This window comes from Litorimonas haliclonae, from assembly GCF_965138505.1.
Classification (GTDB): Bacteria; Pseudomonadota; Alphaproteobacteria; order Caulobacterales; family Maricaulaceae; genus Litorimonas; species Litorimonas haliclonae.
Window position 1 is genome coordinate 419,971 of sequence record NZ_CBCSCO010000001.1, and the last position, 20,499, is coordinate 440,469.

Below are 20,499 nucleotides of genomic sequence, written 5' to 3' on the forward strand. Positions count from 1 at the left end.
ACCCGCATGAAAGAGGGCAGCATAATCAAATTAATTTTTTGACGGACGGGAGATATCAATTGGCGAACTCTGCCAAAACAACCAAGCAGAAGCTCTCGCGCAAAACCCGTATACTGAATGCGGCTGAGGCCTTGTTCGCGCAATTTGGGTATGATGCTGTGACCTTGCGCCAAATCACGAAGCTGGCCGGAGTTGATGTCGCTTTGGCCAATTATCACTTTGGACCGAAACGTGATCTGTTCAACGCTGTCTTGGAACGCCGCGCCGATGTTTTGAATAATGCCCGTCATACCGCGCTGGATGAATGTCTGGCCGCCGCCGGAGATCAACCTCCCACGGTCGACGCCATTATCGACGCCTATCTTGGGCCGTTGGGCGAGATCCACAATTCGGCGGATGAAGGATGGCAGCATTATCTGGCGTTGATTGCGTATGTGAATAACTCCCATGAATATGGCGGAGAGTTTATGACCCAGTTCTTCAACCCGCTGGTGAGGCGTTTTATCGATGCTCTCCGACTGGCTTTGCCGGAGGCCGATGAAAAAGCGATTTACTGGTCCTATCATTATCTATCCGGCGCGCTCACATTGACATTTGCGGACACAGGACGACTGGACGTCTTGTCAGACGGTTCGACTTCCTCTTCCGACACTGAGTTGGGCTATGCGCATATGAGCTCTTTTGTTACCGCTGGTATCAAAGCTATATGCGCACAGAAGTCCCCTTAGTACTTAAAACCGATAGACGCCGTGACCGTGCGCGGGGCGCGATAGAACACGGAGTAAGCTGAGTCCGCTCCTAACTGGCTAGGCGTTACAAAGTTATAGGCCGCAACGCGGGCGCGCTCGTCTGTGAGGTTTCGGCCATGAATGCCGAAGTCCCAACGGCCACTCTCGCTCGTCCAGTTCACGCCGAGGTCAAAGACCGTGTAGGCATCCGGATCGAGAGCCGGTCCGCCGTCGGGGAAGACGGGATTTGTTCCCGCCGCAAATCCAGGGTTGGGAACGTTAAACAAGAAGTATTCGTCTCGGTAAGACGCTGACCCGGTGAATAAAAGCGATCCCATTTGGTCAAGATCGTAATTATAGTTGAAGCCAAACCGGCTTGTGAATTCTGGCGTATTTTGCGTCACAAAACCATCAGAAATATCGACGCCTGCCGAAATGATTTCTTCAATTTCAGCGTCGATATACCCCGCCACTGCTGTCAGGGAGAAATTATCTGACAGGGCGAGACTCCCCTCGAACTCAATCCCTTTATATTTGGACTTACCCGCATTAAAAACGGAGGAAATAAAGGTATCATTTGTCCCGTCATTATCGGCATCGACGCCTTGCTGGACGGTAATTTGTTGATCTTTATAGTCCGCAATAAATCCGGCGAGAGAGTAAGTAAGGCGATTCTGCACTAAAGATCCTTTCAGACCGACTTCATAACTATCAACGGTTTCTGATCCGAATCCTTCACGTGATAGTCCTGTTGGGTCCAAATCCGCCCTTGCTCTAGGATCAAATCCGCCCGCTTTGATGCCTTGGGAATAGGAGCCGTATATATTCGTGTTTTCGGTGATGTCGTAATTCACAGCTATACGAGGCGAGAAGTCCGTATCCTTTCGCTCCAGGCCTTCATAGCCAGTCTGTGTTGCGAGAAAGACTCCAGTGTTATCGGGATCAAAGGCCGGAGAACCGAGACCTAGATATAGGTCCCGAGTGACATCTGCGACTGTTTTGTCTTCGGTATAACGTCCACCCAATGAGACGCTGAGCGCATCTGTCACGTCATAGGTGAAGTCAGCATAGGCAGAGATATTTTCCTTCTGTTGGTCGCCCGCTTGGTAAATCGTTAGGCCCAACGAGCTTAAGACAAGGTCAAAATCACCATCTGCTGATCCGTCTAAATAATATAGACCTGCGACACCGGAAAGTCTGTCATTAGAATACAGAACCTGAAACTCTTGGCTGAATTGGTCGTCAGCATAGTTGGCAGGAACGTCGAAATCCTGTTGCGGTAGAGCGTCAAAGTCAATCGGCGTAACAGTCACGCCTTCACGGTAAGCCGTAATAGATTTAAACGTAAAATTCTCGTTTGCCTCCCAGGACGCAGTTAATGACACGCCTTTGGTTTCGACTTCATTTCTGTCGCCTAGGCCGGCGCGCGTGTCATATTCGCTTTCTGTGACCGGAATCGTTCCGTCACCGCTTGGTAACAGACGGTGACCATGTTTGGCGTTGGACTCGTCTTTCGTATAATCACCTGCAAGTCGAATATTGACAGAATCTGTTGGGTTCCACTCCGCGCTGGCTCGAGCCGCGAAGATGTCTTTGTTATAATGATCCGCCCCGGTGTTTAAGTTTTGGCCGAACCCGTCCCGGCGATAATTTGCGACGGCGCCGCCAATAGCGAAAGTGTCGGATACGGGAACCGAGCCGGAAATGATTTGGTCAAATTGGTTATAGTTTCCGACGTTCACGCGAGCGTTTAGCTCTGGCTCTTGCATGTTAAGGCTTTTCGTAACGTATTTTATGGCTCCGCCAATGGTGTTTCGCCCGTAAAGCGTCCCTTGTGGTCCGCGCAACACTTCGATGCGCTCAACATCAAAGATGTCCAAAACCGCGCCTTGCGGACGGGCGATATAGACATCGTCGACATAGATACCGACACCAGGCTCGAAACCCCAAAGCGGATCTTGTTGGCCCACGCCGCGAATAAAGGCGATCAAGGTTGAGTTAGATCCCCTGGCCGCTTCAATAGTCGTGTTTGGCGTTAATTTTTGGATGTCAGTGATGTCGACGGCGCCGATATCTTCGAGGAAATCTCCTGACACAGCCGTGACGGAGATAGGTACGTCCTGAATACTTTGTTCGCGGCGCTGTGCGGTGACAACGATTTCATCATTGTTTTGGGCGAAGGCCGGATCGGTAATTGTCATAGCCGCTAAGACAAAAACGGATGACGAGAGTTTCAGCGCGAGACTGGTTTTCATAATTATTCCCCATGGAGCGACGCTAATTTCAACAAGCGTTCAATTTCAACGCTTGTTGAATAACAGGGAATGGATATTTGTCAAGAATAGTTATTCAATAAGATTTTTGACTTAGGTTTATAAGTTTTCGACTACGCCCTAAATAAATATCTTTGTGTATATACGAAATTCCATATGCAAAACTTCCAACGAATAAACAGGAAAACTTATGTCCGCTCCTCTCTCAGGCTACAGGCTAATAGAACTCGCCGGAATCGGTCCCTGCCCTTATGCTGGGATGGTTCTAGCCGATATGGGCGCAGAAGTTATTTTGGTTTGCCGCCCGGGTGGGATCAATTTTCCTGACATCGCTCATCGCGGCAAACGCATGATCACACTGGATCTGCAAAAGTCGGAGGGCGTAGCGGTTCTCTTGGACCTCGTCAAAACAGCCGATGGGCTATTCGAAGGATTGCGGCCCGGAGTGACTGAGCGCTTAGGAGTTGCGCCAGAAGACTGCCACTCCGTAAACCCAAAACTTGTCTATGGCCGGATGACGGGTTGGGGACAAAACGGGCCGTGGGCGGCAAAGGCCGGTCACGACATAAATTACATTGGTTTATCTGGAGCGCTTTATGCAATGGGCAAAGAGGGTGAAGTGCCTCCTGTCCCGCTCAACCTGATCGGTGATTACGGGGGTGGAAGCCTTTTTCTCGTCGCCGGCATGCTCGCAGGTCTGCTGCAAGCCGAGAAAACAGGTAGAGGCGAGATAGTGGATGCCGCAATGATTGACGGCGCCTCTTCTCTCATGACGTTATTTTATACGCTATCAGGACTTGGGCGGTGGACGCCCCGGCGGGAGAAAAACCTACTTGACGGCGCCATGCCATATTATCGTTGCTATAAAACGTCAGATGATCAATTCATGGCCGTCGGGTGTATCGAGCCGCAATTCTTTGCTCAAATGCTGTCGCTATTGAAAATTGATCCGCAAGAGTTTGGGCGACAAAATGAGACGGCTCGGCATGCAGAACAGCAAACAAAGCTGGAAGCAATATTTGCGTCCAAAACGCGCGACGACTGGGCAGAAATTTTTGATGGGTCAGACGCTTGCGTCACGCCTGTGCTGTCCTACGCCGAAGCCGCAGAGCATCCCCAAATGGCAGCGCGTGGTGGATTGAATTCGTCGGGTCCATTTACTCACCCTCGGAGCGCACCTGTTTTTGGCGCGCTAGAACCACATATTCCTCCAGACGTGCCCATGCCTAATCAGGACATGCACGCCCTGTTTTCCGAGCTTGGGTATTCAAAAGAAAAAATAAAAAGCTTAACAGACGAGAAAATTACGCCTCGGACGTAAACCGCCCTCAAAGCGATCCTTTGATCAATTTCATCACACCGGAAAAGTCGAGATCATCTTTTCCGGCCGCTTCCATCAACGCATATAAAGCTTCCGACTGAGCTCCTAACGGCGTTGAAACTCGGGCCGTGCTGGCCGCTTCTTGCGCCAAACGCAAATCTTTTAGCATCATTCCAGCTGCAAACCCTGGGGCGTAGTCTTTGTTAGAAGGCGCGCTTGGAACGGGCCCCGGAGCCGGACAATAACTTGTCATAGACCAGTTTTGGCCGGAGGCTGTAGAGCTAATATCGTAGAAGGTCTGCGCATCAAGACCAAGTTTCTCAGCCAAGTTAAAGGCCTCGCAAGTGCCGATCATATGAATACCGAGCAGCATATTATTACAGACTTTGGCGACCTGACCGTTCCCGGCCTCCCCGGCGTGGAAAACATTTTTGCCCATGTGATCCAGGATTGGTTTGGCTTGATCATAAGCCGACTTTTCACCGCCGCACATGAATGTAAGAGAGCCAGCAGCGGCGCCGCCAACGCCGCCGGACACAGGCGCGTCCATCATGGAAAAGCCATTTGCTTCGGCTTTCGCTATCACGTCGCGTGCCGTGGGAACGTCTATAGTCGAGGAATCAATGAAGAGCGCCCCTTCTTTTGCATTAGCAAAGACACCGTCTTCACTCGTATAGACGGTGCGAACATGTTTCCCGGCCGGAAGCATAGTGACCACGACATCTGCTTCTGACACAGCACTTCTAATGTCTTTTGCAGCTTTGCATCCCGCCTTAACAGCATTGGAAACAGCATCATCAGATAGGTCAAATGCACGGACGTCATAATCTGCTTTGGCCAGATTGGTGGCCATGCCAATGCCCATATTGCCAAGGCCGATAAATGCGATTGTTGTCATGTCGTTTCCTTTTGGAGGAGTCTAAGAGTCTAGTTCAAAAATTTTAGGGGCGGATTAGCAGTGGTTTTAAAAAGCCTATCCACCTGCTCGTCAGTCACGGCCTCCGCGCTTTCATGAGACCATTTTGGATTGCGGTCTTTATCAATGAGCTGCGCCCGAATGCCTTCGTAAAAATCTTGGGTTTTAAGGAAGTTTAGGGACAGGTCGAGTTCCTGCGTCATGGCCTCTTTAAAGCTTAAATCCAGGCCGCGTTTAATCGCTTCGAAGGTTACACTCAGCGCGAGGGGACTTTTCTTACGCAAATTTGCGGCCTGTTTCTCAGCCCATTCCCCGCTCATTCCGTCGAGAGCGTTTAAAATGCTTGGGACATCTTTTTCGTTAAAGGCGGTTAGAGCGGCCGGAAGGTCTGCATCCATAGGACCTTTTTCGTGAAACTTATCTAGCACGGCTATAACGGCATTGTCCGAACCATCAAGATCGGCTTCGCCGAGCGCTTTTATAAACCATTCATGTTTATCTGACGGTATGTATCCATTCGCCACGCCAATTTCCAACGCTTCAGCGGTTTTCAAACGCGCGCCAGTCAGGCCAAGCCATTGCCCGATATCCAAACCCAAACGCGGCAGAAAATAAGTACCGCCAACATCCGGAAAGTAGCCAATGCCCGTTTCCGGCATCGCAAAGAGCGTATTATCTCCGGCAATGCGGTGCTGACCATGTACGGAGAGGCCTACGCCGCCGCCCATAACAACACCGTCAATCAAGGTAATATAAGGCTTTGAGTAGCGTTGAATAAGCTCATTCAAAGCATATTCTTCTCTCCAAAACTGCTCGGCCCGATCATCTCCCGCTTTGCCACTATCGTGAAGCAGAATAACATCTCCGCCAGCGCAAAAGCCGCGATCGCCTGCACCGTCAATCAGCACGGCGCCAATTTTGTCGTCCTTTTCCCATTCCAATAAAAGCCGAGTCAGCTCCGCGCACATTTCATGAGTTAGGGCGTTAAGCGCTTTTGGACGGTTCAAAGTGATATGTCCGAGATTTCCTCGAACATTGGAAATAATTTGTTCAGTCATAATTTATTGTCTCAAGAGTGAACGGGACACGATCATACGCATAACCTGATTTGTCCCTTCAAGGATTTGATGGACGCGGAGGTCGCGCACAATCTGCTCAATTGGGTAATCTTTCAGATAGCCATAGCCGCCGTGAAGCTGCAGAGCGTCATTGGCAATCTCGCTACAATTATCCGTCGCAAAGCGTTTCGCCATGGCGCAGGCAGAGCCCGCATTTGGAAGGTTTTTATCAAGCATATCCGCCGCGCGGTAAATCATTACGCGGGAGGCTTCGAGTTTCGTTGCCATGTCGGCGAGCATAAATTGCGTATTCTGAAAGTCAGAAATGCTCTTGCCGAACTGCTTGCGCTCTTTCGTGTAATCAACGGTAGCGTCCATCGCCTTTTGCGCGCCGCCAAGCGAGCAACAACCAATATTGATACGACCGCCGTCAAGACCGCTCATCGCAAATTTGAAGCCTTCGCCTTCGCCGCCAACCCGGTTCTCGGCGGGGATGCGGCAATCTTCCATTATAACCTCTGCGGTCGGTTGAGCATTCCAGCCCATCTTCTTTTCATTCGCGCCGAAGGAAAGACCGTCCATGCCTTTTTCTACAACAAATGTAGACACGCCTCGCGCTCCGTCATCCGACGTCCGGGCCATAACGACATAGATATCTGACCACCCTGCACCCGAAATAAAAGTTTTGGTGCCATTGAGAACGTATTCATCGCCGTCTTTTACGGCTTTGGTTTTGAGCGAAGCCGCATCGGATCCTGCGCCGGGCTCGGTCAAACAATAACTGGCAATCAGTTCGCCTGCGGTAAGTTTAGGAACATATTTGGCGCGTAGTTCGTCGCTGCCATAACGGTCAATCATCCATGTCGCCATATTGTGAATCGTCATCATGGCCGTATGAGAAACGTCGCCTCTGGCAAGCTGTTCAAACACAATCGCGGAGTCGAGGCGCGTCAAAGCCGTTCCGCCATGCTCCTCACTTGTGTAAATACCACAAAAGCCGAGCTCGGCTGCCTTTTTAAAGACGTCCCGATCCAGAAATTTTTCTTCATCCCATTTAGATGAATGCGGCGCGAGTTCCGTGTCGGAAAACTGACGCGCCATGTCCTGAATAAGTGTTTGTTCTTCGGTAAGTTGAAAGTCCATTAGGAACCTCTAGAATGTCGGAATGACAAACGCGTTATCGTCATTGACCTCAGGTTCAGGCCAGCGCTGCGTCACTGTCTTCACCTTGGTGTAAAAACGTAGGCCTTCCATACCATATTGGTTCGCATCGCCAAAGGCAGAACGTTTCCAACCGCCAAAGCTGTGATACGCGACAGGGACGGGGATCGGCACATTGATACCGACCATGCCCACTTCTACGCGATCCGCAAATTCACGAGCGGCGCGGCCGTTTTGCGTAAAGATTGCAACGCCATTTCCATATTGATGCTCCGACGGAAGTTTCAGCGCCTCTTCAAAAGTATCGGCGCGAACGATTTGGAGAACAGGACCAAAAATCTCGTCTTTATAAGTTTCCATGTCAGGCGTAACATTATCGAGTAATGTTGGCCCGATGAAAAACCCGTCTTCGTACCCTTGCAATTTAAAGTCACGCCCATCAACGACGAGTTTTGCGCCCTCTTCTACAGCTTTCGTGATATCCGCTTCGATACTGTCGCGGTGGGCAGCGGTTACGACTGGGCCGTAATTCGCTTCGGCGTCTTCCGAAACGCCCACTTTCATCGCTTCAATGGCGGGGAGCATATGCTCTAGGAATTTCTCCGCCGTGCCTTCTCCGACGGGAACCACAACCGGCAAAGCCATGCAGCGCTCGCCAGCAGAGCCATAAGCCGCGCCGAGAATATCCTTAACGGCTTGCTCCATATTGGCATCCGGCATCAGAATGCCGTGATTTTTCGCACCGCCCATACATTGGGCACGCTTGCCATTCGCTGTGGCGCGGGCATAAACATATTGCGCAATATCGGATGAGCCGACGAAACTAACGGCTTGGATCGTTTCATTGTCACAAATGGCGTCGACGATTTCCTTGTCGCCATTGATGCATTGCAGAAGACCGACAGGGCCGCCAGCTTCGATGAACAACTCTGCCAAACGCATAGGGACAGACGGGTCCTTTTCTGACGGCTTGAGAATAAAGGCATTCCCAGTAGATATGGCCATGCCGAACATCCACATCGGTATCATCGCAGGGAAGTTGAACGGGGTAATGCCGGCCACAACGCCGAGCGGCTTACGCATGGAGTAAACGTCAATTTCCGGTCCGGCGCCATAAGTATGCTCGCCCTTTTGGCCATGCGGAACGCCGCAAGCAAATTCGATAACATCCACACCGCGAATGACGTCGCCGCGGCTATCGGCGATAACTTTCCCGTGTTCAGATGAAAGCGTCGACGCAAGTTCGTCCATTTCCGCTTCGACAAGCTCTTTGAATTTGAACAAAATGCGGGACCGTTTCTGCGGGTTCGTCGCCGCCCACTTCACTTGAGCCTCAGCCGCTGTCTTTACCGCCGCGTCCAACTCGCTCGGTGTTGCCATAGAAACCTTGGCCTGAACCTCTCCCGTATTTGGGTTGAAAATATCTTTAGTCCGGTCGCTTTTGCCTGCAACGCGTTTTCCGTCGATAAAATGGCCAATAGTTTTCATCAAATGTCTCCTTAAAGTTCTTATTCAAATTATAGATTGCATTTCTTTTCGTAAAGACCCAATAATCCAATTTACCTATACAATTTTGCAATGAACAATATGAATTGGGAAGATCTGAAATATTTCGTTTTTGTCGCGCGTGGTAAAACGCTTGAACACGCCTCCCACGCCTTAAAAGTTGACAAGGCTACAATTTCACGCCGCGTAAAACGCTTGGAAGACAGCCTTGGGAAAACCCTGTTTGAACGAAGCCGCAAAGGCTTCACTTTAACCCACCAAGGTGAAAAACTATACAAGAATGTCCAACAGATTGATTTTGAGCTTAGTAAAATAGAGAATGATCAACCTGAAACCCCTGATTTCATCACAGGAAACATCCGCATCAGCGTCGCAGAAGGTTTCGGAGCGAGCTTGATGGTGGACGCCATTGCCGCTTTTCACAAAGCCAACCCTTTTATTGAAATTGATCTGGTTTCCGGCAGCGGCTTTCTTTCTTTGTCCAGACGCGAAGCCGATATGGCCATCAGTCTTTCAAGGTCAAAGTCACGTCTCATCCACTCGAAACCTTTGGTGAACTATAGGTTGAGTTTATACGCCCATGAAGACTATCCGCGTTTAGGGGAGATAACTCAGCTCTCAGACCTGTCTGATCATACATTGATGAGCTATATAGACGATTTGGTTTATGCGCCTGAGCTCAATTATTTTGAAAATATCTTTCCCAATTTCTCAGCCACCATTCGCTGTTCTTCTATCTTAGCGAAACGACAATTGGTTCTTCGGCAAACCGGCCTGGCTATCCTCCCATCCTTTTTGGCGACGGATGATCTAGTAGAAATCTTACCAGAGGAAATCTCGCTTGAACGAACATTCTGGCTTCAGACACATAGAGCATTTCTGGGGACGGCGCGTTGCCGACTTCTCACAAACCACTTGAACAATATGTTCAGCCATACACTGTAACTAAATATTAAGCATAAAACTTTGCTACTGACCTGTTTTTAAATGAATTTTTAGTTTAATTCATTTTGAATTTTATTCCGTAATTCTGCACTTTGTTTACGGGATGTTGGGAGATTCCCCTTAAGTTTTCACCAAAGTTAGGTGGAAACGAATGTCAGCAGAAACTAAAAAAACGAGTGTCCGCGCCCGTGCGGATCTCTCCAGCGCAGAATTATCCTCTGCTTTGGCCTTTGCGCAGCTGGAATCCAAAGGGCGGGAAGGTGACGAAAAACGCAGAGGCTCTACACCGCTACCTCCGAATATGCCGGATCGGCGCCGACGCCGCAAATCCGTCGCCGACATCCATGTTCCACGAAAACAAGTCAATATGAACGTTATGCGCTTTACGATGCGCAGTATCGATATCATCGCTGTTGTCACGATTATCACGCTCGGGATTTGGAATGGCTATGTAGGGGCAAATGATAATGGAATCATCGCGCCGATCACAGCTGCGGTGCTGGGAAGCTTCTTCTTTATAAGCCTTTTATTCATGAACAGGGCGCATCGGTTTCGACCAACCGAAACTTTTATAAAACATTTGAAAACGGTTCTACTGGCGTCGGCTGGGGCGATCGGCGTTTGGCTAACCTTCGCGCTCATTTTACGACCTGACAGCTTTTTGCCTGATGCGCTCGCCAAAGCCGGACTGGCCGCCACGGCGCTTCTACTCGCATTGCACAGCCTGTATTACGCAGAAACGCGGCGATTACATGAAAAAGGCGCCCTCTCCCCAACGATTGTCATGTTGGGCGCAACAGAATCTGCCCGGCGCATTATTGAGGAAAACGCAAAAACCAGAGAGTTGAACATTTTGGCGATTTTTGACGACCGCCTTACCCGCGCACCATTAAATATCCACGGCGTACCCGTTGTCGGCCGGGTAGAAGACTTGCTCGCCTGGGACAAGCTGCCTTTTGTGAACCGGATCGTGGTCACTTTGCCGTCTATGGCTGAGGAAAGAAAACAAGCCTTTGTCAATGAAGTTAGATTACTACCCAACCGTATTGCATTCGTCGTTGATGAGTTTGAAACGCTTAACCACGTTCAGCAGCGCGTCTCGGAAATTGCCGAAATTTCCATGCGCGACGTTTCTGGAGCTGAGAAAAGCGGGCGTCATCTAGCTATTAAACGGTTCGTGGACGTTTTTATAAGCTCTGTTGCTCTCATTTTGGGCGCCCCCTTCCTATTGATTATCGCTGCGCTTATAAAACTCGATAGTCCGGGACCCGTTATTTTCAATCAACCTCGTCATGGCTTTAACAACCGCGTTTTCAACGTCTATAAATTCCGATCTATGGCGACAGAGAAGGAAGATATAAACGCGGCTCAACAAGTGACCAAAGGAGATAGCCGGGTCACAAAGATTGGCCGGATTATTCGTAAAACCAGTTTAGACGAATTGCCTCAACTTTTTAACGTCTTGAAAGGGGAGATGTCTCTTGTTGGGCCGCGCCCTCATGCCATCGGTATGCGCACGGCGGGAAAAGCCTCTATGGAACTCGTCGAGGAATATGCCCACCGCCACCAAGTAAAACCCGGCATGACTGGCTGGGCACAGATAAACGGCTCACGCGGCGCGCTCGAGAGCGGTGAAGATGTGGCCCGCCGGGTTCGTCTGGACGTCGACTATATCGAGCGGTGCAATTTGTGGCTCGACCTTTATATAATGGTTATGACCCTTCCGGTCCTACTCGGGGATAAGAAAACGGTTCGGTAATGAAAGCCTCTTTCTCAGACATAGTGAGGATCGAACCATGATGGGCCGGTCTATGCTCGCCTATATTCCGGTAAATATAGCCAATCTCATCGTAAGTTTTGGTACCGTGGTAATTTTGACTCGATTGCTCTCTGCCGAAGAGTTTGGACGATATGCGATTGCGGTCATTACGATGCAGATTGCCCATATGCTCATGTTCACTTGGCTTGAGGCCTCAGCGGCGCGATTTGAAGCTCGTGCCGATCGAGACGGAGACACCGCCTCATATCTCAAAACACTTTATAGCCTTGGGGCTGGAACGAGTCTTATTGCTGGGGCACTATTTGCCGCTGTGCTTTTTTTGGCTCCTATATCAACGGTGATGAAAACAGTCCTGGCTTTTGCAATTGGGTCAACTTGCTTACAGGTGTTTTTTAATATTGGCATGGAAGTTCATAAAGCGGCACATCGCATCAAACGCTACTCTCTGAGCTTCTCAACCCAGACTTTACTCAGCTTCTCCATTGGAATTATTATAATTCTAACGACCCCCCTAAAAGAAACCGGGCCGTTTGTCGGCATTATTATTGGCGTCCTTATCGTTCTCACTTTTGATCTTATTTTCATGCTGCCTCGTCTTAAAGGCGGCGCATTTGATCCGGCGAAAGTCAAGACATACGCACAATACGGGATACCTATCAGCCTCTCGCTTATCTTGGCCATCGCGCTGAGTTCAGCTGATATATATTTAATCGCAGCCTTCATGGGCGAAGCTTCTGCCGGGGAGTATAATGCGGGATATAATTTGGCCAATAGAAGTGTTGAGATGCTGTTTATCTGGCTTTCCATGGCCGTCACCCCCATGGCCATTACGGCATTTGAAAAAAGCGGATCCCAGGTTTCTGAAACGATTATGCGCGATTACGGCGCCTCACTGCTTTGGATAACTCTGCCCGCCGCTACAGGGATTGCCTTGGTGGCTAAAGACGCCGGATTCATCTTGGGTGAGTCCGTACGTGAAAACGCCGTCACAGTGATGCCTTGGATTGCTTTTGCCGGCGTATTGAACGGATTTATCAACTATTACGTCCAACGCGCTTTTGTACTTTCAGGCGAAACCAAATCTTTCGTTTGGGTTTTACTTGCGCCTTTTGGTCTGAATATCGGTCTGAATCTGTGGCTGATCCCGACATACGGGCTCTTAGGGGCAGTCTTTGCAACGATAGCAGCTTACAGCCTTGGCGCCCTAATAGCCTTTGTAGTGGCCCGTCGGTACTATCCCCTGCCCTTCCCAATTAAAGCTTTCGCCAAAATTTCGTTTGCGTGTTTATGTATGGCTATTTCCGTCCTGCTCATGCCTTGGCCCGAAAGCTGGTCAAGCGTCGTTCGACTACTCGCTAAAGCCGGATGGGGAGCGAGCGTTTATATAGCAGTCTGTTGGATCATAAATGCCGCAAATTGCCGAGACATTTTAGTTATGATTACGTCTAAAATCCGTCCGAGCACGCCAGCGGAGATTATCCGTGACTGATTATTTCACTAATCCGGTTTTTGGTAAAACGAGTCCCTCCCTCTCGGTTCTTATTCCCTTTTTCAAAGATGATGCATCCGGTCTCATTTCAGACTTGGCGGCACAAAATTGCTCTAAGCCATTTGAGGTTATACTGGTCGATGATGGCTCGAAGCAGGACGATTTAACAAAGCGGCTCCAAACTCTAATGGCAGATTTGCCCGTCGAGGTTTGCCTTGTCACTTTGGCCGAAAATGAAGGCCGTGCTTCTGCCCGCAATCATTTACAACAATCCGCGAGAAGTGATTGGTTGCTTTTTCTTGATGCGGATATGCGCCCCGCAGACTCGAATTTTCTGGAGAGTTACCTCGAAGAAATTAGCAGAAATGAAGCTGACATAATTTTCGGCGGGTTTAACGTTGAGGGTCAAAGTCAGGATAAGGACGGCGCCCTACACAGAGCGCTATCGGCTGTCTCGGACTGCTTACCCCTACCGCAAAGACAGGCGGCTGGACCGCAATATGTAGCGTCTTCCAATCTCTGCTTGCGGAAAGCCGTCATTGAGAAGAATCCGTTCGACAAAGGCTTTATTGGCTGGGGATGGGAAGACAGTGAATGGGCAGCGAGAGTTTCAAAAAAATACAAGTTAATTCACATAGACAACCCCGCTCTTCATTTGGGGTTAGAAAGTGCAGACACACTCTTGCAAAGATTTCGGACGAGCGGGGCCAACTATGTCAGGTTCACGGAGAAACACCCTGAACTCGCCAAAACACTCACCCTATACCGACTATCGAAAGCACTGAAAAAGACCCCCGGACAGAAACTAGGTCGCCCTCTTTTGAAGTGGATCGTAAAATCCAAAGCCCCAATGCGCGCCCGTTTGATGGCCTTAAAGCTCTGGCGGGCTTCGTGGTATGCGGACGCCATAAAATGAATACCTTGAGCGCATACCCTGTTTTTGTCCCGTCAAAATCGCTTTCGTCGCGACTAGCCCGGCGTCTTGTAAAGTACCGAGCGCGGCGAATGATGCCCTTCAATTCTGACAAGCCACTTGTCAGCTTTTCATTTGATGACTGTCCGCGCTCTGTGATGGAAAATGCCCTTCCCGTTCTAGAGAAACGAGATTGGCGAGCAACGATTTACGCGGCGATGGGACTTTGCGGCACGACCAATCATCTGGGCTTGCATATGAGCCGCGACGATATGCTGGCAACCCATGAAAAGGGCCACCATATTGACGGTCATACCTTTTCCCACATTAGCGCTGCGTCCATCTCAACAGAGAAATTTTTGGATGACATTGAAAAAAACCGAGCTGTTTTTAAGGAGATCGGCCTCCCACCGCCCGGCACATTTGCTTATCCATACGGAGAGGTCACGCTAGCGGCTAAATCAGCCGTAAGCCAAAAATACCCGCTCCTCCGTGGCATCCATTCCCCAAAGGGCGCAACGTCTATAGACCTAAATCAGACTGCGTCTCAACGTCTCTACTCCGGTAAAGATTTTGATGCCTGTCTTCAAGCCGTGGATAAATTGAAACGTTCTCCAGCTTGGCTGATATTATTCACGCATGACGTTCGGGAGAACCCAAGTGAATTTGGCTGCAGGCCTTCTGACTTCATGAAAATTGTCGAAGCGGTTGAGAAATCAGGAGCAGAGGTTTTACCGGTCGCAGACGCCCTGTCTCGGCTTCAGGGATAATTACATGAGTCAATCTTGGCAAAATATCGGCGTTTCAATTGTGATACCGACATATAAACGACCAGATGATGTGGTTCGGGCGCTCAAAAGCGTGGAGACTCAGGCCGCGGAACATGACCTTTGCGAGATAGTCGTCGTCGATAATGATCCTAAACATTCCGCCAAAGAAGCCGTTGAGGCATTTATACGCCAAGGCTCCGCCGACGTTACATTTGTTCATGAGCCCAATCCAGGCGTTTCAAACGCCCGAAATACGGCCCTCAATCATGCAAAAGGTCGCTTCATTGCATTTCTCGACGATGACATGGAAGCATGTCCCGGTTGGCTCTCAGGCTTATTAAAATCCGCTAAAGACTATCAGGCTGGACTCGTTTTCGGCCCTGTCAAAGCTGTTATGCCCGTAGAGGAAAATACTTACTTTGCCTATATGTCCGGTGCGTTTGACCGGATACCTTATGAAGATAACGGCTATATCGACAAGGGTGTCGCGACGGGGGGATGTCTAGCGGACCGACAGTCGGCAACTTTTCCTACACCCGTTTTTGACCCAGCCCTTAATCAGACAGGCGGAGAAGATGATGTGTTTTTCCGATACCTCATGCGACGCGGCGTCAAAGCCTATTGGACAAATGAGGCCAAATGTCTCGAACATGTGCCAGAAAAGCGGGCTAAATTATCTTATGTCTGGAAGCGGAACTTCGCGTTCGGCCAAGGCCCAACCCAAGAAGCTGCTGATAAAGGCGTGAATGGCCTGCCCGGCGTTCTGTACTGGATGGCGGTTGGCAGCGCGCAAAGCCTTTTCTCTTTGCCAGGCCTGGTATTCTATTCCCTGACAGGCTCGCCCAAACGGGTACGTTCATTGGTAAAACTGTCCCAAGGAATAGGTAAGATCTTTTGGATGAGTGCATTCAATCCCAAACTATATGGAAATTAAGCCGCGCGTTCTGGCTTAATTTGAATAAGGGTTTGGGGTGTGAGGCTGAGAATATGGCTGCTGAGATCCGTTACCTGGTTCCTGCGGATAGTTTGGCTCTGCATAGAAATGACTATTCGGATTATAGCCTTGAGGCGTTCCGCTCTGCGGATAGTTTTCCTCATGAGTTTCCGCTGGCGGTACCCATTCAACAGGGCCGTCTTGAGCAACAGGGCTACTCTGGGTGACAGGAGCTTCGTAGGAAACGGGACGAGTCTGGTCATACGTTTCTACCTGATTATGGTAGGCCGTGTTTTGATACGGGTCTGCCGGATGCCTCTTAGCTTCGGCGCTTTGGTAGCCCGCCACGTCATCATATCTCTGGGGCACGGTTCCCAAGGCCACATGCTCATAGGGAACAGGCGCAGGTTGAGGCGTCACTGGCTCGGGAATTTGCGACCCGGGAGCCATTGAGATCGGCTGGCCCTCCCGTCTTTGCCGATTCGCCGCGCTTTTGCTCGTGTAGAGACGGGGGTCAAGGAAGACCCGCGCCATAGCAATCATAAATAAGGTAAAGCCCCACCCCAACACGGCCAGAGCGAACATAAGCACACGCAAATTGCGGCCTTTCACGGCATAACGCGCGCGCGAGATCTCGCGAACATTCTCGTTATTAGATTCTGCCTGTTTCTGATTAATCAACGCTTCCTGCTCTTTAGCATTATAAGTCTTTAGTCGATCCGCCAGAGTGTCACGTTCCCGCTGGAGGTTTTGATATTCAGGATAGAGTTGTGTCAAGCGGCGCACTTTTGCGTCAGCGCTATTGAGTTGACGCTGAAGCGTAAATTCTTTTTCCCGCAAGGAGTCAGCTGTAGACTGTAGTGTATTCCGACGCGTGGCTAGTTCCTGGAATACAGGATTAGGTCCTACGCGGCGCCCCCCTGACGCCTGACCATTATAGCCAGACTGAACTGAGCGCAGCTGCTCTATCTCAGCTCTTTTCTGACGCACTGGATCGCTATTCGGCAAATATTTTGCCAGCAGCTGCCCGAGCTCAAGCTCTGCCTGAGCGATACGTTGCGATGCCCGATCATCTCGATAGAGATCAATCGTCTGAGACGTCTGCCGCAATTGATCTTCTACCTTTGCTAGTGCCGCTTCAGTTTCTGAGATCTCAGCACGTGTCGTATTTAAACTTGCCTTCAAATCTTCTGATCGCTTCTGAGCGCCTTCTTTTTCAGACTCAAAATCGGACACATTATTCTTGTCCAACATGTTCGCAATCATCCGCTCATTTTGATCAAGCTGCTGCTCTGTCGCAATGCGGCGCTGGGCAATAATGTCTCCGGATCCTTCAACGAAAACACTTCGGCGAAATGTCTTATAGGTATCCATAAAAGCGTTTAGCGTTTCTACCGCCACCGCTGGATCCTCATGTTTATAGAAAAGTTGGATGATTGAAGACTTAGGCTGAGGCATTACGACGAAAGCCGATTCTACCCTCTTGCGCCGCTCCATTTGGGCTTCCCGGATTTTGGCCTGATTATTACCCGCTTCTCGAATACTCTTTTCTGCTGCTTCATCAAACCTAAGGCTCTCCGCAGGGGTCGAGGTCATCTGCCCGATGACGGCATCTATAACCTCTGGGTTTTTTATAATGGCAAGTTCATTCAAAGTAATCGTATCAGAGGTGATTTGTAGATTGTTCTGAGGGTTTTGCGAACCAACACCCTGATAAACGTATTCATCCCCAAGCTGAACCATCAAGCTCCCATGAGCGGTGTAATCACGCTTAAAATCTTTTGTGACAAACCAGGCAATAACAACACCGATAATAAACAGCGGAATTACCCATCTAAGCTGGCGGCCAAAAGATTTTACAGCTTCAGAAAGACGAATATTCGGAACGCCTTGTGCGTAATCAGAAACGGTCAGGTCGCCCTTACGAACAGTTGATGCGTGAGAGTCATTTCGTCCCCTGCGGTCATAAGCTGGCGCACCCCCCGCGACATTATCGCGGTTCCCACGTTTCTTTCCAAGACCAAATACGGCCATAACCACCCTCAGTTTGATTCGTTAACAATAAAGCCTCTTAAATTTTAATATTTCCTTATCCATTCTTGTTAAGGATTGAAAAAAGTTGACCAAAAGGCTGCAAAGCCTCAATTCGAGCCCGATTTATGCAGAAACCCTTGAAATTCCTAAGCCTGTTGCTGCTTGCCGGAACATTTCTGACAAGCGTTTCAACCGAATCAGCGGCCCAGTCCCGCTACGGAAATTCTACTTCACAGGGACAGTATCACGGTTCGCATCATTCAAATCCGGCACTAACCAGGCGTTACGGGCAACTACCACCGAAAAAATATGGTGGATTAATGGCGCGCCTTCGGGGCGAAAAACATCCTGCCTATCAAATACCAGCCCGGCCGGCCCCAATCGGGTCCATGTTTCAGCAATGGAGAGAGTGGGAACCAGAATACCTAATCCAACCCGAAGACCAGCTGGACATAGTTGTTTCTTCTGCGCCGGAATTATCTCGGACACTTACGGTCGGGCCAGATGGTAGAATTGTGATGCCTATGAGCCAACCAGTCATGGCGGCCGGAAGAAGTTTTGTGCAGGTTCAGCATCTCCTTCGGGCAGAATTATCCAAACAATTGCGTGATCCGACAGTCGCCGTAACGCCCCGCGCTTATGCGCCGCAGCAGATTTTTGTCGGGGGCGAAGTCGGTACTCCGGGGACCTACACGATTCCGGGACAAATTGGAGCTCTGGAAGCTGTCTTGATGGCAGGCGGTATGCGCCCAACAGCTCGCACTTCTCAGGTGGCCGTCCTTCGGCGGGCGCCAAATGGCGGGATGATGATGCGCACTGTAAATATCAAAAACGGGCTCTCGAATATCCGCGAATATAATGACAATATGCAATTGCGCCGGGGCGATATCATTTATGTACCGCAATCGACGATCGCTGAGGTCGGAACATTCATGCAGAATTTCCGCAACGCCCTGCCAGTTGGCGTAAATCTAAGCTATCAATTTGGCAATAATGGAAATAACGGAACGACCGTTATTTCGCCGTAGCAGCTTTTATCGTCTCACCTGAAAAACAGGCTCTCATAAATTAGGCGGCAAAGTCCGCCTATTTTCATTCAATACATACTGGCAGTTAAGCTGCCGTTGAAACCATTTGACGGTTTTCAGCCAACCAGCCGCGAGCCGCTTTCAGCGCAAGTGTCACATCCTGTGCGCTCATTTCATTTTTCAATTGTGATTGATACGCTTTAGCCGGGCTAGAGCCCATCATCGCCGCAAGGCTGAACCATTTATGTGCTTCAACGAAATCGGGACCACGGTCCTCGACGTCGGTTGAATAGATAAGTCCCAAACGAAACATATCATCTGAATTGGCTTGAACGGCTATCGCCTGTTCGGCTTCTTGTACTTCAAGTGTTGTAAAGGCCATGTGACCCCCCTGTTATTATCCATCTCACCTAATACCTTCGAGAGCCCTGGAGATTGGTCTTTCGAGGCCGCCATTTGCGCCGGATTTTTCCGTGTCACTCAAGGCGTGATCAGACTTTTGCCTGACAGGATAAACATAGGGTTAATTTCAAACAGGGTTAATCAAGGTTTATAGTTGTTAAATCAAGTAAATAGGAGTTACTAGTAAGTTATTGCAGAATTAAAACTTCCTTACACTTAGCACTCTAAAAGTAAAAATGAAGTATAAATAGAGTGCTGATCAAGCATACCAACTTTCAAAAAAATGCGAAAAAAAATTTTATTTTTATGAAAAACGCGAGTTTTAATCGTTTTTCGGAGCTAGATCGGGGACTTTTAATCGTAGAAAGTCGAAACTTCTTCCAATTTAGCCCGGTCAGCGTAGAGATCGTTTACGGGATTATCCGGATTTCCATAACCGAGAGACATCCCGACCAGAACTTCTTGTTCGTCAGGAATTTCTAAAAATGTTCCGACGAGGTCCGGCCAATTGCGCCACCACCCCTGCGGCGCGGTATGAAGACCATGCTCACGGGCGAGCAGCATGATGGATTGAAGCAATATACCCATATCCATATATTGCGGCATACCGAGACGTTTATCCCCCGTTATGATAAGGCCAACTGGGGCTTCGAAAAACTTTATGTTTTGGAGTAGCCAGTTCAGGCGCGCGGCCTTATTATCTTTTTCGATCCCCAATAGAGCATACATATCTTCGCCGAGCTTATAACGCCAAGACCTATGAGGCTCCCAGAGGGGCGAAGGGTAAGCGGGGTAGGTTGGGTCTTCTGTTTCTCTCGCCTTAGCTCTCTTAACCCCCTCCTCGGTCATTTTACGCAAAGTCTCGCCACGTACGACATGGATGTTCCAAGGCTGCAGGTTTCCGCCAGACGGACTCCGCATCGCTTTCTCGAGTATGCTTCTCAAAAGCTCATCCGGGACGGGCTTGTCCAGAAAATCGCGAACAGTGATACGCGTATCGAGGGCATCTGTGACGCTGGCAGACTTTCCGGTGTCTAAACTCATTTATTCCGTTCCTTAAACTTCCCTATCCAAATCAATAAAAAGTAATCGGCCAAGCCTACGACAGCGCCTATGGTAATTGCAGTAACCAAATTATCAGATTGCTTGTTAATTAAAAAAGCGAGACCCATTCCGATAATGAGGGCGCCGAACGCTGGTCCTTCCTGAACTCTCATCTCTTCGGTCTTCCTCTGAATGTT

17 protein-coding genes are annotated in these 20,499 nt (G+C 49.5%); 9 read left to right on the plus strand and 8 right to left on the minus strand.

Annotation, left to right across the window (positions count from 1 at the left end; translation table 11 throughout):
- The first annotated feature begins 59 nt into the window (after window positions 1–59).
- Window positions 60–728, plus strand: a complete 669-nt coding sequence (locus ACNA05_RS01810; RefSeq protein ID WP_415809664.1) for a TetR/AcrR family transcriptional regulator — start codon at window positions 60–62, stop codon at window positions 726–728.
- Here the strand turns inward: ACNA05_RS01810 and ACNA05_RS01815 are convergent.
- Window positions 725–2,983 (minus strand): TonB-dependent receptor, encoded by a 2,259-nt coding sequence (locus ACNA05_RS01815; protein ID WP_415809665.1) that lies wholly within the window; start codon window positions 2,981–2,983, stop codon window positions 725–727. The two genes, ACNA05_RS01810 and ACNA05_RS01815, sit on opposite strands and share 4 nt — an antisense overlap.
- 208 nt (window positions 2,984–3,191) lie before the next feature.
- Between ACNA05_RS01815 and ACNA05_RS01820 the strand changes: the two genes are divergently transcribed.
- Entirely contained in the window at window positions 3,192–4,322 is a 1,131-nt protein-coding gene (locus tag ACNA05_RS01820) for a CaiB/BaiF CoA transferase family protein (RefSeq protein ID WP_415809666.1), read from the plus strand.
- 7 nt (window positions 4,323–4,329) lie between these two features.
- Here the strand turns inward: ACNA05_RS01820 and mmsB are convergent, their stop codons facing one another.
- From mmsB to ACNA05_RS01840, 4 genes are read right to left on the minus strand one after another with little or no spacing between them, the layout of a single operon-like run.
- A complete protein-coding gene (mmsB, locus tag ACNA05_RS01825; RefSeq protein WP_415809667.1) occupies window positions 4,330–5,220 on the minus strand; it encodes a 3-hydroxyisobutyrate dehydrogenase in 891 nt (296 codons plus the stop codon).
- Between the two features lie 29 nt (window positions 5,221–5,249).
- Window positions 5,250–6,296 carry an enoyl-CoA hydratase/isomerase family protein gene (locus ACNA05_RS01830; protein WP_415809668.1) on the minus strand — a complete coding sequence of 349 codons (1,047 nt, stop codon included), beginning with the start codon at window positions 6,294–6,296 and terminating at the stop codon, window positions 5,250–5,252.
- Between the two features lie 3 nt (window positions 6,297–6,299).
- Complete coding sequence (locus tag ACNA05_RS01835) at window positions 6,300–7,439, minus strand: acyl-CoA dehydrogenase family protein (protein ID WP_415809669.1); 1,140 nt, start codon at window positions 7,437–7,439, stop codon at window positions 6,300–6,302.
- A gap of 9 nt (window positions 7,440–7,448) precedes the next feature.
- Entirely contained in the window at window positions 7,449–8,945 is a 1,497-nt protein-coding gene (locus ACNA05_RS01840) for a CoA-acylating methylmalonate-semialdehyde dehydrogenase (protein ID WP_415809670.1), read from the minus strand.
- Window positions 8,946–9,035: 90 nt separating this feature from the next.
- Between ACNA05_RS01840 and ACNA05_RS01845 the strand changes: the two genes are divergently transcribed.
- From ACNA05_RS01845 to ACNA05_RS01870, 6 genes are all read left to right on the plus strand, one after another.
- Window positions 9,036–9,908, plus strand: coding sequence for a LysR family transcriptional regulator (locus ACNA05_RS01845; RefSeq protein ID WP_415809671.1), 873 nt, complete (start codon window positions 9,036–9,038; stop codon window positions 9,906–9,908).
- Between the two features lie 151 nt (window positions 9,909–10,059).
- The gene (locus ACNA05_RS01850; RefSeq protein WP_415809672.1) at window positions 10,060–11,667 is read left to right on the plus strand and encodes an exopolysaccharide biosynthesis polyprenyl glycosylphosphotransferase; all 1,608 of its coding nucleotides are present in this window, start codon (window positions 10,060–10,062) and stop codon (window positions 11,665–11,667) included.
- Between the two features lie 37 nt (window positions 11,668–11,704).
- Window positions 11,705–13,177 (plus strand): lipopolysaccharide biosynthesis protein, encoded by a 1,473-nt coding sequence (locus ACNA05_RS01855; protein ID WP_415809673.1) that lies wholly within the window; start codon window positions 11,705–11,707, stop codon window positions 13,175–13,177.
- Window positions 13,170–14,093 carry a glycosyltransferase family 2 protein gene (locus ACNA05_RS01860; RefSeq protein ID WP_415809674.1) on the plus strand — a complete coding sequence of 308 codons (924 nt, stop codon included), beginning with the start codon at window positions 13,170–13,172 and terminating at the stop codon, window positions 14,091–14,093. The genes ACNA05_RS01855 and ACNA05_RS01860 overlap by 8 nt, the downstream gene beginning before the upstream one ends.
- 89 nt (window positions 14,094–14,182) lie before the next feature.
- Window positions 14,183–14,860, plus strand: coding sequence for a polysaccharide deacetylase family protein (locus tag ACNA05_RS01865; RefSeq protein ID WP_415809675.1), 678 nt, complete (start codon window positions 14,183–14,185; stop codon window positions 14,858–14,860).
- A gap of 4 nt (window positions 14,861–14,864) precedes the next feature.
- A complete protein-coding gene (locus tag ACNA05_RS01870; protein ID WP_415809676.1) occupies window positions 14,865–15,794 on the plus strand; it encodes a glycosyltransferase family 2 protein in 930 nt (309 codons plus the stop codon).
- 15 nt (window positions 15,795–15,809) lie between these two features.
- On the opposite strand, the gene ACNA05_RS01875 is transcribed toward ACNA05_RS01870, so the two are convergent.
- Window positions 15,810–17,828 carry a GumC family protein gene (locus tag ACNA05_RS01875; protein ID WP_415809677.1) on the minus strand — a complete coding sequence of 673 codons (2,019 nt, stop codon included), beginning with the start codon at window positions 17,826–17,828 and terminating at the stop codon, window positions 15,810–15,812.
- Between the two features lie 125 nt (window positions 17,829–17,953).
- Between ACNA05_RS01875 and ACNA05_RS01880 the strand changes: the two genes are divergently transcribed.
- Window positions 17,954–18,856, plus strand: a complete 903-nt coding sequence (locus ACNA05_RS01880) for a polysaccharide biosynthesis/export family protein (protein WP_415809678.1) — start codon at window positions 17,954–17,956, stop codon at window positions 18,854–18,856.
- 85 nt (window positions 18,857–18,941) lie between these two features.
- On the opposite strand, the gene ACNA05_RS01885 is transcribed toward ACNA05_RS01880, so the two are convergent.
- Together ACNA05_RS01885 and ACNA05_RS01890 are read right to left on the minus strand one after the other, a co-directional pair.
- Window positions 18,942–19,238 (minus strand): hypothetical protein, encoded by a 297-nt coding sequence (locus ACNA05_RS01885; RefSeq protein WP_415809679.1) that lies wholly within the window; start codon window positions 19,236–19,238, stop codon window positions 18,942–18,944.
- A 374-nt stretch (window positions 19,239–19,612) separates the two neighbouring features.
- Window positions 19,613–20,302, minus strand: a complete 690-nt coding sequence (locus tag ACNA05_RS01890) for a nitroreductase (protein WP_415809680.1) — start codon at window positions 20,300–20,302, stop codon at window positions 19,613–19,615.
- Window positions 20,303–20,499 lie beyond the last annotated feature (197 nt).

What these genes read in the sequence shown, in the direction of transcription:
- ACNA05_RS01830 (WP_415809668.1), bottom strand. Translation starts at nt 6,296, where the DNA reads ATGACTGAACAAATTATTTCCAATGTTCGAGGAAATCTCGGACATATC.
- ACNA05_RS01880 (WP_415809678.1), top strand. Translation starts at nt 17,954, where the DNA reads ATGCAGAAACCCTTGAAATTCCTAAGCCTGTTGCTGCTTGCCGGAACA.
- ACNA05_RS01875 (WP_415809677.1), bottom strand. Translation starts at nt 17,828, where the DNA reads ATGGCCGTATTTGGTCTTGGAAAGAAACGTGGGAACCGCGATAATGTC.
- ACNA05_RS01870 (WP_415809676.1), top strand. Translation starts at nt 14,865, where the DNA reads ATGAGTCAATCTTGGCAAAATATCGGCGTTTCAATTGTGATACCGACA.
- ACNA05_RS01815 (WP_415809665.1), bottom strand. Translation starts at nt 2,983, where the DNA reads ATGAAAACCAGTCTCGCGCTGAAACTCTCGTCATCCGTTTTTGTCTTA.
- ACNA05_RS01855 (WP_415809673.1), top strand. Translation starts at nt 11,705, where the DNA reads ATGATGGGCCGGTCTATGCTCGCCTATATTCCGGTAAATATAGCCAAT.
- ACNA05_RS01865 (WP_415809675.1), top strand. Translation starts at nt 14,183, where the DNA reads ATGATGCCCTTCAATTCTGACAAGCCACTTGTCAGCTTTTCATTTGAT.
- ACNA05_RS01840 (WP_415809670.1), bottom strand. Translation starts at nt 8,945, where the DNA reads ATGAAAACTATTGGCCATTTTATCGACGGAAAACGCGTTGCAGGCAAA.
- mmsB (WP_415809667.1), bottom strand. Translation starts at nt 5,220, where the DNA reads ATGACAACAATCGCATTTATCGGCCTTGGCAATATGGGCATTGGCATG.
- ACNA05_RS01820 (WP_415809666.1), top strand. Translation starts at nt 3,192, where the DNA reads ATGTCCGCTCCTCTCTCAGGCTACAGGCTAATAGAACTCGCCGGAATC.
- ACNA05_RS01890 (WP_415809680.1), bottom strand. Translation starts at nt 20,302, where the DNA reads ATGAGTTTAGACACCGGAAAGTCTGCCAGCGTCACAGATGCCCTCGAT.
- ACNA05_RS01845 (WP_415809671.1), top strand. Translation starts at nt 9,036, where the DNA reads ATGAACAATATGAATTGGGAAGATCTGAAATATTTCGTTTTTGTCGCG.
- ACNA05_RS01885 (WP_415809679.1), bottom strand. Translation starts at nt 19,238, where the DNA reads ATGGCCTTTACAACACTTGAAGTACAAGAAGCCGAACAGGCGATAGCC.
- ACNA05_RS01850 (WP_415809672.1), top strand. Translation starts at nt 10,060, where the DNA reads ATGTCAGCAGAAACTAAAAAAACGAGTGTCCGCGCCCGTGCGGATCTC.
- ACNA05_RS01835 (WP_415809669.1), bottom strand. Translation starts at nt 7,439, where the DNA reads ATGGACTTTCAACTTACCGAAGAACAAACACTTATTCAGGACATGGCG.